This window comes from Clostridium sp. AF32-12BH (assembly GCF_003477935.1).
Lineage (GTDB): Bacteria > Bacillota > Clostridia > Lachnospirales > Lachnospiraceae > Brotaphodocola.
Genome location: NZ_QUEH01000005.1, coordinates 211,035 through 224,378 on the forward strand (window position 1 = coordinate 211,035; position 13,344 = coordinate 224,378).

At 45.7% G+C, this 13,344-nt stretch carries 11 protein-coding genes; 9 read left to right on the forward strand and 2 right to left on the reverse strand.

Annotation, left to right across the window (positions count from 1 at the left end; genetic code table 11):
• Positions 1-234 precede the first annotated feature (234 nt).
• Both DWZ40_RS06915 and garD read left to right on the forward strand, forming a co-directional pair.
• Entirely contained in the window at positions 235-753 is a 519-nt protein-coding gene (locus tag DWZ40_RS06915; protein WP_118542056.1) for a hypothetical protein, read from the forward strand.
• Between the two features lie 214 nt (positions 754-967).
• Positions 968-2,485: a galactarate dehydratase gene (gene garD, locus DWZ40_RS06920; protein WP_118542058.1), complete on the forward strand. Its 1,518-nt coding sequence runs from the start codon at positions 968-970 to the stop codon at positions 2,483-2,485.
• 127 nt (positions 2,486-2,612) lie between these two features.
• On the opposite strand, the gene DWZ40_RS06925 is transcribed toward garD, so the two are convergent.
• Both DWZ40_RS06925 and DWZ40_RS06930 read right to left on the reverse strand, forming a co-directional pair.
• Positions 2,613-3,413: an IclR family transcriptional regulator gene (locus DWZ40_RS06925; RefSeq protein ID WP_182430463.1), complete on the reverse strand. Its 801-nt coding sequence runs from the start codon at positions 3,411-3,413 to the stop codon at positions 2,613-2,615.
• A 59-nt stretch (positions 3,414-3,472) separates the two neighbouring features.
• Positions 3,473-4,372: a LysR family transcriptional regulator gene (locus DWZ40_RS06930; protein ID WP_182431649.1), complete on the reverse strand. Its 900-nt coding sequence runs from the start codon at positions 4,370-4,372 to the stop codon at positions 3,473-3,475.
• A 132-nt stretch (positions 4,373-4,504) separates the two neighbouring features.
• Here DWZ40_RS06930 and DWZ40_RS06935 point away from each other — a divergent pair, with 132 nt between their 5' ends.
• The 7 genes from DWZ40_RS06935 to DWZ40_RS06965 all read left to right on the forward strand — a co-directional run bounded on the left by DWZ40_RS06935 (position 4,505) and on the right by DWZ40_RS06965 (position 13,309).
• Positions 4,505-5,821 (forward strand): SLC13 family permease, encoded by a 1,317-nt coding sequence (locus tag DWZ40_RS06935; RefSeq protein ID WP_118542064.1) that lies wholly within the window; start codon positions 4,505-4,507, stop codon positions 5,819-5,821.
• A 53-nt stretch (positions 5,822-5,874) separates the two neighbouring features.
• A complete protein-coding gene (locus DWZ40_RS06940; protein WP_118542066.1) occupies positions 5,875-7,572 on the forward strand; it encodes a PHB depolymerase family esterase in 1,698 nt (565 codons plus the stop codon).
• Positions 7,573-7,808: 236 nt separating this feature from the next.
• Positions 7,809-9,281 carry a carboxylesterase family protein gene (locus DWZ40_RS06945; RefSeq protein WP_182431650.1) on the forward strand — a complete coding sequence of 491 codons (1,473 nt, stop codon included), beginning with the start codon at positions 7,809-7,811 and terminating at the stop codon, positions 9,279-9,281.
• A 16-nt stretch (positions 9,282-9,297) separates the two neighbouring features.
• Positions 9,298-10,395 carry a tripartite tricarboxylate transporter substrate-binding protein gene (locus tag DWZ40_RS06950; RefSeq protein WP_118542070.1) on the forward strand — a complete coding sequence of 366 codons (1,098 nt, stop codon included), beginning with the start codon at positions 9,298-9,300 and terminating at the stop codon, positions 10,393-10,395.
• 36 nt (positions 10,396-10,431) lie between these two features.
• Positions 10,432-10,890, forward strand: coding sequence for a tripartite tricarboxylate transporter TctB family protein (locus DWZ40_RS06955; RefSeq protein WP_118542072.1), 459 nt, complete (start codon positions 10,432-10,434; stop codon positions 10,888-10,890).
• A gap of 15 nt (positions 10,891-10,905) precedes the next feature.
• Entirely contained in the window at positions 10,906-12,414 is a 1,509-nt protein-coding gene (locus tag DWZ40_RS06960; protein WP_118542074.1) for a tripartite tricarboxylate transporter permease, read from the forward strand.
• A gap of 28 nt (positions 12,415-12,442) precedes the next feature.
• Positions 12,443-13,309: an alpha/beta hydrolase gene (locus DWZ40_RS06965; protein ID WP_118542076.1), complete on the forward strand. Its 867-nt coding sequence runs from the start codon at positions 12,443-12,445 to the stop codon at positions 13,307-13,309.
• Positions 13,310-13,344 lie beyond the last annotated feature (35 nt).

The window sequence follows — 13,344 nt, forward strand, 5'->3', positions numbered from 1 at the left end:
AGGCTCTTTTTCTTTCCGGAAAATAAAAAATGCAGCGATCTTTCACAGAAAGGTCATATTTGTCTGTTAGAATCAGGTACAGTGAAAGAAGAAAGATCCAGTCAGATGCCTGGGAAATCATAAAAAGTGAAATGGAAATCAGCACCTGAAACAGAATTGAGAAGAAAATTGAGAAGAGAATTGAAACCAGAAATCATTGCGGCCACGACAGAGAGAAAGAAGAGGGCGATCATTATGAAATTGAAACAGAAAGAATTGAAAAAGACCATGAGAGGAATTTTTGCAGGAGCATGTTTACTGGCAATCGGAAGTGCAGTTGTTTTTGCAGTGGGTACGGAAACCGAGATGAAAGCTTATGCGGCAGAGTGGCAGCAGGCTGAAAACGGGGACTGGACCTACGCAGAGGACGAGGGAAGTCATGCGACAGGCTGGCAGAAGATTGACGGCGTCTGGTATTATCTGGAGCCGGAGACCGGTGTCTGGAACAGTCATCCGGCGCTGGATCAGACTTCAGTCTGTTATCTGGTCGAGAATGCAGTGAACAGGCAGGGATGGTTTAACCGGAAAATTTCGGAGGACGTCGTTTTGCATTACAGAGTCGACAGTTCCAGCCAGTACCGATATACCGTCGTGCTGCAGGAGGAAGACCGCCCAGACGAAATTGGAAGCACATTGAAGACATTTGAGGTCGATAAACGGACCGGAACAGCGAAAGACGAGTCTACAAAAATCGTGCTGAACCTGTACGAATAAGGAAAAACAAAAACTTACAAAAACTAAGTTTTTGAAAAAAAGAATTAATTTTACTTATAACATTTCCTGCACTATAATGGGATTATCAACAAGGAGTTAAAGCGCTGCAAAGCATGGATGCGTGATGGAAAAATCGGAATCATGAATGAAAATCATGACAGAAAATACGAATTGTGCACTGCGTGGCAGCGTGAAACGAAGAAGGAGGAAATGTATGGCACGTTTGTATGTCAAGATCAAAGACCAGGATAACGTCGTTGTAGCCGTTCAGGATCTGAAGGCTGGAACAGAAGTTATGGAAGGTCTTGTGACCAATCAGGACATTCCGCAGGCTCATAAGATTGCCCTGTGCGATATCCCGGCAGGCGGCGAGATCATCCGTTATGGTGTGGTTCTCGGCTATGCAATCAACGATATCAAGAAAGGCGACTGGATCAATGAGCATATGCTGGATCTCCCGCAGAGCCCGTCTGTAGACGATATGGAGTACGGCACCAATCTGGTTCCGATGGAGGAACTTCCGATGCCGACCAGAACCACCTGGATGGGTTACCGTAACGCCGAGGGTCCGGCAGGTACGAGAAACCTTCTGGGTATCGTAACTACTGTTCAGTGTGCGGCTGGCGTAGTAAAGGTAGCAGTAGAGCGTATCAAAAAAGAACTGCTCCCGAAGTATCCGAATGTAGATGGTGTTGTAGCAGTGACCCATCCGTATGGCTGTGGTGTTGCAATCAATGCACCGTTAGCTTATATCCCGATCCGTGCGATCACCAATGTCATCCGTCATCCGAACTTTGGCGGTGAGATCATGGTAGTAGGCCTTGGCTGTGAGAAGCTGACCTATGACCGCGTACTTCCGCCGGAGGACATCACCCCGGAGAACGTTCTGACTCTTCAGGACTATGCAGGTCATGACGCTATGATGAACGCAATCCTGGAAATGGCAGAGAAGAAACTGCAGAAGCTGAATAAGAGAACCCGTGAAGAACTGCCGCTCAGCGACCTGCTGATCGGTATGCAGTGCGGCGGAAGCGACGCATTCTCCGGTATCTCTGCGAACCCAAGTGCAGGCTACGCAGCAGATATGCTGGTTCGCGGCGGTGCTACTGTTATGTTCAGTGAGGTTACCGAGGTTCGTGACGGCGTACATATGCTGGCAGCACGCTGCCCGGATGCCCACACCCGTGACCGTCTGGCAGAAGAGATGAAATGGTACGACAAGTACCTTGCAGAAGGCGGCGTAGGCCGTGATGCAAACCCGACTCCTGGTAATAAGGCAGGCGGACTTGCAAACATCGTAGAGAAAGCAATGGGAAGTATCGCAAAGAGCGGTACCAGCCAGATCGTGGAAGTACTTTCCCCGGCTCAGAAGCCGACCAAGCACGGTCTGATCTATGCAGCAACCCCGGCCAGCGACATTGTCTGCGGACCGAGCCAGGTTGCAAGTGGTATCGGCCTTCAGGTATTCATGACCGGACGCGGAACCCCGTATGGTCTGGATATCAGCCCGGTTATCAAAGTCTGCAGCCGTAACGAGTTGAAGAACCACTGGTTCGACTTAATCGATATCTCTGCAGGTGACGTAGCTACCGGTGAAAAGACCATCGCAGATGTCGGACAGCAGATCTTTGACATGATCCTGGATGTGGCAAGCGGAATCAAGCAGCCGTACAGCGATCAGTACGGATTCCACAACGACATGTGCATCTTCAACCCGGCACCGATAACCTGATCGAAACAAAATCATAATCGTGTTAATCTAACAGGAGCTGGTAAGCTGCCGAAAGGCAGCTTACCAGCTCCATTTTTGTATCTGCGAGACAGCAGATGTTTATTAGATAATAGAATATGCCGCGGTTTTAAGCCATATGCCCCTGATATCCCAGCAGGGAAGACATCTCCTGGCTGAGCGCAAGTAAAAGCTGGGTATATTCCTGGGTACGGTTCTGGTAAACAAGCTTGGATGCGCAGATATTGACAGCAGCAACAATTTTACCAGAGTAATCGCGGATCGGGGCAGCGGCATTGATTTCGAAGTTTGCGTATTCTTCTACCTCTACGGTGTAACCTTGTTTGGGAATCTTTTTTAAGATGTCCGTTAACTGATCTATATCGGTAACGGTAGAGGAAGTGTACGCATAAAGATTCTGGGACTCCAGAATCTTTCTCTGCTCTTCTTCCGGAAATTCAGAGATAAGAATCCGGCCGGAAGCAGTGCAATAGCAGGGATGGACACGCTGCTGGGAAAACTGGTTGCTAGAGCTGGCAAGCAGGGATGGCCATTTGGTAATGAAACGCAGTACTTTATAGTCCTGTTCCAACACCATGATGTTGATGGTATTAAATGGAACGCTGATCTGCGGAAGAATGTTGACCAGTAAGGTATCGCAGGCGAGCAGGTGGCTGTAGCGGATTCTGGCACGCGAACCGAGAATGAATACCTGATAACCCAGAAAATATTTTCCGGTTTCCGGATCGCGGGAGAGATAGTTCATTTCCGTCATGACGTTTAACATGGCATAGGCGGTACTTCTGGATATATTGAGCAGGCGGCTGATCTCGGTGACGGTGAGCGCAGTCCGGTTATCTGCCATAATGTTCAGCAGTTTCAAAGCACGTTCGATGGACTGCTGGGAGGAATTGGATTCTTTTTTTTGCATGGGATTAACTCCTTTGAAATGTATAAGTGTATTCATATTAGGACACAAATGTTGGAAAGTCAAGTCATGGAACTGTAATATGAAAGAAGCATATGATACACCTTTTCGATATCACGAAGCCTCTTGGATTTTGGATGATAAACGATCGCAAGATCATAGGTTTCTTCACATGGTGTCATGAGAAAAAAACGTTCATCATTCTGATTTGGTTTTGGAGCCCGACTGATGGTATTGTACTTCCCCTGTTCAGCCATCAGCATGATATAGGACATGTTGGAAAAAGAACAGGTAGAGGATGGGGTAATCTGATAACGTTTTAAAATCCGTTCAATACAAGCATGCATGCGGCTGCTGGCTGATGGCAGCGCCATAGGTTCCTGATTCAATGCGGAAATTGGAAGTACACGGTATTTTTCTCCGGGAACTGTTTGAGCCAGTGCTTCTGCGGGTGAACCTTTCCGCAGCCAGATGCCGAGCTTTTCACGATACACAATTTTGCAGGTTAGTCCGCTTGTGAGTGTCGGCAGCCGGAGTGTGGCAAGATCCAGAGTATGGTTTTGTACGGCGAGTTCCCGTTCTTTATTGGAATTGATTTCAACAAAATCATAGGAGGCTTCTGAAAAATCAGGATCAGAGTCAGAAAATGCACGCACGACCTGATTCCCGTAATGCGAAGAAATTCCAATACGAAGAGGTGACGTATTTGGCTCAAGAGTCTTCAAATATTCCTGATAGGTATCGCATATTTGCTGGGCTGTTTCAGCAAACTGCATTCCGCTTTCTGTAAGTTCAAAGGATTTTCCAGGACGGCGGATAAAAAGTGTAGTATGAAGTTCGGATTCTACCCGCCGGATGATCTGGCTGAGTGCAGGCTGTGTAAGAAATAGCGCATCGGCCGCTGGTGCAAGTCCATTTAGCTGGATGACTTTGAGTATGGCATCCATATCACTGATTTTCATTCGTAACATCTCCAATCATCGAAATACCCTTAACGTTTGCTTATGACACCCTTATTATATGGAAAATAGACAAAAAGTGCAAGGAAAAGTATAGTTATAGTATAAAAATACACAAGAAGAGGGGGCTTTTCTATGTCACAGGCACTTATTGTTTTAATCATAACGGTTGTTATGATCATCGCATTCTTTTCGAATGTCATACCGATTGCGGCAAGTGCATTGTTTGTTCCGATGTTTCTGCAAATGACGGGTGTGCTTTCCTTTAAGGAAGCGTTTGAAGGATTCTCCAGTTCCACAACGGTTTCGCTGTTCACATTGTTTATTCTTGGAGGAATCTTAGGACAGACTTCTTTTCTGGAACGATTACGGGTATTTGTTTCTACCAAAATTGCTTCCAGTAAAAATGGTAAAAAACATGTCCTTCTGGCCTCCATGCTGATGAGCATGGTCTTGTCTACATTTACAAACCCGTCCAGTGCAATGGCTATTATGCTTCCAATTGTAATTGCGGTGGCAAAAGATGTAAATCTTCCGGTTAAAAATACGATTAAAGCTTGTACGGATGTAGCAAATACCAGTAATAACGTATTACCGGTAGGTGGTGCTCTGACAGCATACCTCACGTTTAACGGATTTTTGGAGGCTGCAGGTGCAACGCAGCGCTTCCGCATGATGGATCCGTTTATTGCAAAAGTACCTACATTTTTGATTTATTTTGCGTTTATTTATTTTGTAGGATATAAGCTGTACTGCAAAGAGGGAAACACAGAAATCAATGAATCTGCGTTGGAAAGTAAAGGAAGCAAGGATGAAAAGAAAAAACGTCAGCTGACTCCATTTCAGGATAAACTTGGAATGTTTTTGTTCTTCGGTGGTGCGGTATTCATTATTGTAGGATCTGCAGTCTTTGATATTGATGTCTATATGATTGCAGGCTGCTGCATTCTGGTAGGACTTCTTACTAAGGTGATTACTTATAAAGAAGCGTTAAAGGCAGTTCATTGGGATACTCTGTTTGTTTATGGAGGTACGGTATGTCTTGGTCAGGCCATGACAAATGCAGGAATTAATGATCTGATTGCAGACTGGTCTTCTTCTGTACTTGGCAGTGTAAGTAATCCAATTCTTGTAACTGCATTAATTTTTGTAGTAACCTTTGTGATTACGCAGTTTTGCAGTAACCGTACAGTTGGTGCTGTATTCCGCCCATTGTCTGTTGCAATTGGCATGGCTTTGGGAGTTGATCCGAGACTTACCCTTTTAGCAGCACACTATGGCTCTTCTTTATCTACTTTAACACCAATGGCATCTTCTACACAGCTGTATGCGTTTACGGTCGGAAATTTTAAGATGAAAGAATACTTTCTTGGTGCTTTGATTCCTTCCATGGTATTTTTAGTATCCTTTTTGATCTGGTTCCCACTTTGCATTCATCTTGGATTGGTATAAATAAGAAGTTCCTGGAATCAATGATATGAACGAAATGAGGAGGCTTGACAACAATGGAGATAAAAAAATTTCCGGATGATCTGTCCGGAGCCTATGAGCTGATTGATAAACAGGATCCATACAGAATCCTTTTCCAGGGTTTGTATCAGCGCAGTATTCCGAATGGAGAGAATACGGAACAATATTATGTTTACATTCCGCAGAAAGCATATCATTCTGATCGTGCTGTACTGATTGTGATGGATCGGGAAAGTTCGGTGGATGAATGTTTGAAGAAGACTGGATGGCTGGATATTGCAGAGAAAGATTCGGTGATTCTTTTGCTTGCGAAAGGAAACCAGGGGGAAGCGTATTACCATAAATTCTTTGAGGAGAGAAGAGATCAGAAATATTATACGATCAATAAGGCAGTCTGTTATCTGGTTGGATACGGAACTGGAAGCCTGGTCGTGCAAAAAGAAATTGTTAACAGACCGCAGCTCTGGGCTGGTGCTGTCTGTTTCCAAAATTTCGGATTAGATCAGGAATATCTGGTGGAAATAGGAAGTCAGGAATCTGATGTATCCTTCGTGAAAAAAAATCAGGTTCCGATGCCACTCTGGTTATGGACTGATGAGATGACAAAAACGCAGGAACAGGTAGTTCATTACTGGAAAGAGGCAAACCAGATTGGAACGGAAGAATACATCGATGAAACTACGATTCATTATCATCCGGCAGCGAATACGCTGAATTCATTGATCAATGAGCAGACCGGAGCAGATTTGTATGTGACGGTAGATGTTGGAAGAAGTTTTGAAACACCGGAGTGTACGTCCCGAATCTGGGAGTCATTTCTTTCCAGAACAATCCGGACTGTAGCTATCTACAATGGTGACCTTCGTCCGTACCGCACAGCAGAAGACTGGCATGCACAACGGCAAACCATTGATCTTGGAGGTTATTGCAGAGAATGGTATGAGTATATTCCGACAGCAGCAAAAAGAAATCCAGATCAAAAAATTCCGCTTGTAGTTTGTTTTCATGGGGGTGATAACAATGGTTTTACAGCTATGTATCGCACAGAATGGATCAAAGTGGCGGAATGCAGAAATTTTGCAGTCGTATTTCCAACAGGTGCGTTGCGTCGTCGGGCGGAAAAAAATGCAGTGCCCCATCCGGCATGGAATGCCTGCGGAGCACAGGATATTGAGGATGATGTGACTTTTGTCCGTACTGTAATTGAAAATATTGAAGGGCGCTATGCAATAGATGCTTCCCGAATTTATGCGACAGGACATTCTATGGGGGCATGCATGTGCCAGAGAGTACTACTGACCATGCCGGAAATATTTGCGGCAGGTGCAGCGACCGGTGGTGTGCTGAAGGGAGGTTTCTTCGGATATTATGATTCTCCAGGCGTAGTTGAAGGTTATAAGATGCCAATCTGGATCATTCTTGGGGAAAATGACCGCGGCGGAGGAGATTTTGCTACCAACGAAAAAGCGAGATTAAATATCGAATACTGGACAGAGCGCAATGAAACTTCTGCCTGGGATGACAGCTGCGATTATACCGATGGATTATACTGGAATAAAGTATATCTCGACCCGGTCGGAGTTCCGTTTGTACGATTTACAACAGTCCAATATAAACCGCACACCAGCATTCCACAGGACTCCTGGTTCTTTTACGATGAATTCTTTTCAAAGTTCAGTAGAAATGAAGCAGGAGAAAGTGTTTATATGAAAAAAATAATCGTAAAAAATTAAATCTTGAAAATTCCGAATGTTTGGACGTATTTTTGTGTTACAGGCAAAAATACGTCCATTTCAAAAAACAAACGTATTAATATTAATACACTAATGCATTTTAATAAATATATAGCACATAAAATATCGATACGCGTATATTGACAAAATAAAAGGCACGTTGTATATTGTGCATAGAACGATACGGAAATAAAAAGTCGATTTGTGAAAAATGAATAGAGAAAGAGGGGGAATACGTGAGACCTGAGGTTACAACCAAAAAAGGAATCTTTACGGGTGCCAGTGAACCGAATGGTGTTCTTGCTTTTAAGGGAATCCCGTTTGCAAAACCGCCGGTTGGAAAACTGCGCTGGCGGGAACCCATCGAATGTGAAAACAGTAAGCAGCATTTTGATGCAGGCACTTTTCGACCGATTCCGGTGCAGATTTACGATGAACGTTATGCCGGATTGGAACAGAGCGAAGATTGTTTGTATTTAAATGTTTACACATCGGATCTGGTTCGCACGAACAAGCCGGTTCTGGTCTGGGTTTACGGGGGCGCTTACATCAAAGGCGGAGCGAGCCGCGAGATGTTCCATGGAGACCGGATGATCGGGGAAAATCCGGATCTGATCCTGGTAACCATCAATTACCGGCTTGGTGTATTTGGAAGTCTGAATCTTTCGGAAATTGACAAGACCGGGGAATACCGTTACAGCAACAATCTGGCGCGCCTGGATCTGCAGGCTGCATTAAAGTGGGTACGGGAAAACATTTCAGCGTTTGGAGGAAACCCGGACAATGTTACGGTATTTGGACATTCGGCAGGATCGAGCAATATTTCCGCCCAGCTTCTTATGAAAGAGCCGGAGCGTTATTTTAAGAAAGCAATCATGCACAGCTCGTTTGCAGTGGATATTGGTATTACTTCCTGGGAAAACAGCCTCGGTGCGGCCAGGGTATTTTTGGATATTTTAGGGAATCCTTCCTTAGAGGAACTTTTAAAAATCCCGGCAGAACAGATTCTGGATGCCCAGATCAAACTTCAGCAATCTGACTTTTTCGATGAAGACCGGAAAGCATTTTCGGTTGTGGAAGATGATATCGTGATTCCAAAGCACAGTTTTGAGAAACTGGTCCAGGGAAATGCGGCAGGAATCACTGCCATGATCGGTACCTGCTGCGGCGAATATGACCAGCAGTTCCGGGATAAAAACATGGAGGAAAAACGAAAATTCCTGCAGAACCAGTGCGGAAAAAAAGTGCCGGATATGGAAGAAACAATCCGCTTCCTGCATGGACAGGAACCGGAAAAGCCGTTGGAAGAAATTTATATGGATATTAAGAATGACCTGTGGCTGAGGGTTCCGGCAAACCTGGTGGCTGAGGCAATGTCGTATCATTCGAATGTATACATGTTCCACACGCTGCTGCGGAAAGAAAATCAGATTCGTGCACACCATGGAAATGAGTATGAGATGATTTTTGGCAGGGGAGATCAGGAACTGGCAGACGAAGACACGGCACGCCGTATCCGCCAGACCTGGCTGAATTTTGTGCGATACGGACGCCCGGGCTACACGGACATGCCGCAGTGGCCGACTTATGACCGGGAAAAACGTCGCACCATGGTGGTGGAAAAAGAACCTTACGTTTCGGAGGGGGTAAGGTTAAAGGCATTGGAGCAGTTTTATCCTCTTTTTGAGGAACGAAAATATTTAAAGTAAAAGGAGAGAAGGTACTATGAAAAAACGTTTGACAGCAGGACTCGCAGTTGCAATGGCAATGGTGATGATGAGTGCATGCGGAGGCAAGACAGCCGCTCCGGCAGATGCACCAAAGGAAACGCAGGCAGCAGCTGCAGATAGCGGAAAAGGAGAAAAAGAAGAAAAAGCAGAGAGTACAGAGGCAGCAGCAGAGCTTCCGGCATGGCCATTTACGGATAAGGAGATTACGTTCTATACCAGAAATAATGCAGGTGCACCTACAACTCTGGCACAGCAGTATTTGATTGATGTTGTATTTAAAGATGGAGGAACCAATCTGCTCCTTTCTGATCCAACTTCTGGTGGTGCAGTTTGTATAGATAAGACTTATGAGGCAGGCGGAGATGGCTATACGTTCTACGTGTCCGGCAGTGAGATGGTCATTGGTGATGTGCTTGGAAGTTTTGACCATTCTCTGAAAAACGATTTCCAGGTACTTGGTATGGTTCCTTCCAACGGAGCACCAAACTTCTTAAGCGTTTCCAAATCGACTTTACCGGATGTTGACAGTGTAGATAGCCTGGTAGAGTATTGCAAGGCGCATCCGGGGGAAGTACGTTTTGCTTATGCACCGGATACCTTAGGAGAGGTTTATAGCCAGTTATTTGTAGATCATTTCGGGTTGGATGTTAAGATGACGATTTCAGAAGGAAATGATTCCAAGCCGAACCTGATGGGCGGTATTGTAGATGTTGTTTGCTGGAACCAGAATAATACCATTGAATATGCAGATTATCTAACCCCACTTGCTGCATTAAGCAATGAGCCGTCTACCAGAGACGAATTAAAGGATGTTCCGACTTACAAAGATCTGGATATGTCTGACTGTGTGGTACCGTCGGTTATGTTCTTGGTTTGCAAAAATGATATTGATGAAAATCTGGCTCAGGCAATCAACCAGAAGTGGAACGCAGCCATCGAGGATGTATTAAGCGACAACCCGAGCGAAGAGGGCAAGATCTTAAAAGAGCATATGGCAAGCCAGGATCAGACTCTGGAGCCGTTAAGCATTGATGAGTGCTGGAAGATTATCGATGATGAGTATGACAAGATTGGTGCTGTTTTAACGAAGTAATCGGAAAAACTTTTGAAATTGGAGGGCAGTGGCGGAATGAAATTAAGGAAAGACCGGCAATTGGGAATCATATGCCTTCTTCTCGCGGCATTTATTGTCTATGAGACAAGCCAGATTAAAATCCGAAGAGAAGAATTTGCAATCATAGGTCCCAGAACCTTCCCATTGATTGCCGCGGGAATCTTTGCAATCTGCGGAGTGTATTTTCTGGTTCATAAGCTGGAAGCAGAAGATAAGAAGTATATGACACTGGGACAGTTTAAACGGGCTATGATGATGTTTGGATGTTATGTGATCTATCTGGCCGGATTATATTTCCTGGGACTGAAGTTTGCGGCACCGATCGCGATCTTTGCGATGACCATGCTGTTCTGTAAAGGTAAGATTGCCTGGTGGAAGGCGCTGCTTTATGGGGTAATATTTGGTGCGGTATTTTACGGATGTTATGTATATCTGTTCCAGATCCGGGTACCCATGGGAATCTTAGGTATTTAGGAAGGGGGATTTGAAATGGACTGGACACCATTATTAGCTGCATTTGGCAGTATTTTCACACCGACCGGTATGCTGTATATCATCGGCGGCGGTGTACTGGGCATGATCCTTGGTGCAATTCCCGGACTTTCCGGCGGTACTGCGTCGGTCATCATTCTGCCTCTGACTTATAAGATGGATCCTGGACTGGCGCTGGCACTTTTGGCGAGCCTTTATATCGGATCCACATCCGGCGGATGTATCGGTGCAATCCTTCTTGGTATTCCGGGAACCGGTGCTTCCATCCCGACAGCCTGGGAAGGTTACCCGATGGCAAAAAAAGGACAGGCCGTGCGGGCATTAAGTATCGCGGTAACCTGTAACTTTATCGGAACACTTCCGGGTCTGATCATTGCCATGTTTGCATGTCTTCCATTATCCATGGTTGCCTGCAAGATGGGGCCATGGGAGTACTTCAGCCTGCTTCTTTTGGCAGTTACCATGGTTGTAGCACTTTCCAAGGACAACCTGATGAAAGGTTTTGTATCGGTTGCACTGGCGCTGATCATTTCCTGTGTGGGTTCTTCTCCGATTGACGGAGCAAAGCGATTCACGTTCGGAAGTACCTATCTGATGGGTGGTGTCGGCATGATCGTGGCAATGCTTGGAATTATTGCAGGTCGCATGATCATCGAGGCATATGCATTCGATAAACAAATCGATGCCTCCATTGCGGGAAAAGTTTCAAAGTACAAATTCCCCAAAAAAGATCTGGGTGAAAACAAGGGAAATATTCTCCGTTCTTTCCTGGTTGGTATTTTTACCGGATTCCTTCCGGCACTGGGCGGTGGTGTTGCATCCATGATCTGTTATGCAAACGAGAAAAACCGTTCCCCGCATCCGGAAACCTTTAACGATGGTGTAACCGGAGAGCCGGCTGGAATCATTGCCTGTGAAACGACAAACAATGCGGTTATCGGCGGTGCGTTAATTCCGATGATCTCCATGGGTATTCCGGGATCTCCGCCGCTGATCTACATGATCACGGCATTATCCATTCACGGAATTTCCTGTGGTCCGACCCTGATGCGTGATCATCCGGATGTAGTATATCTGCTTTACATCGCATGTATTTTTGCAGCAGTAGCGGTACTGGTTGCACAGACAGTTGGTATGCCGTTATTCCCGCTTCTGTTAAAGGTACCGTCCCATTTCTTATATCCGGCTATCATTGTCGTTGCATTTTTGGGCGCATTTATCAGTCAGGGCAACCTGTCTGGCGTGGTGATCTGCCTGTGCTTCTGCCTGCTTGGCATGGCAATGCGCTATTTTGAGATCCCGGATGCACCATTCATGCTGACTTACTGTCTGGCGACTTCCATGGAAACCAAGTTAAGACAGGGACTGGTAAACGGATATAACGGATTCTGGGATTTCTTCACCAGACCGATCTCCTGCCTGTTTATTATTCTGGCTGTCGTCAGTCTGTTGTATAACCTGTATGGAGATAAGATCAAGGCAAAAATGAAACGTGCAAAAGTGTAGTGCGGCAGAATAAAGGAGACGAGAAAACATGATGCAGAAAAGTATTACCTTAAAGAGCGGTGTGACGCTCGGCTATAATGAATTTGGAAGCGGAGATCGGTATCTGTTGAGCTGTCAGCAGTATCATAACAGCAAGGTTGCCTATACCATTGATTTGGCTGAAAAGTACGGATTTCATGTATTCCAGATCCAGATTCGCGGATATGGACTTTCCGCGTCAGAAGCAACAAAAGACTTCGGCGGTTCCTGGTATGACGTATGGGCTCAGGATGCCTGTGACTTTGCAGATGCCCTTGGCATTGACAAATTCTTCTATGGCGGTATTTCCCATGGATCCGGAATTGGCTGGCACATTGCAAGACGCCACCCGGAGCGTATGAGAGGTTTCTTTGCCGGAGTTCCGGGACCGCACAGCAAGGACGGACATGAGACCGGAGAAGCCCGCATGATGACCATTAACGCATCCAAAGATCCGGTTTACTGGAAAGAGTATGCAACGGCAAAGGTAAACCGCCAGGCAAAACCGCTTCGGGAACTGGCAGAGCGCGGTCTGGCTGCACCGGAAAAAATTGAGGCAGCGATCGAGGAAATGATGGAGTTCTGGGTAAATATGAGCCCGGAGACCGCACAGCTGGATCCGAAGAAACCGTTTTCTGACTGTCCGACGGAGGAAGCGCTCATCGAAGAACTGAAAAAGATCACGGTTCCGACCATTATCATTGGCGGTATGCAGGATCCGATCAGCACCATCGACAATATGGTGCGCTCCTGTAAGGCATTGAAAAACAGCGAGATGGTAATTTTCGAAGATGGTACCCACAATGTTCTTTTGGAGCACCGGGATGAAGTCGTAAGACATATCATGGCATTCTGTGAGAGCAGAAACCTGTTGTGATGAAAAAATTGGAATGATGCAGAAAACGAAATGAT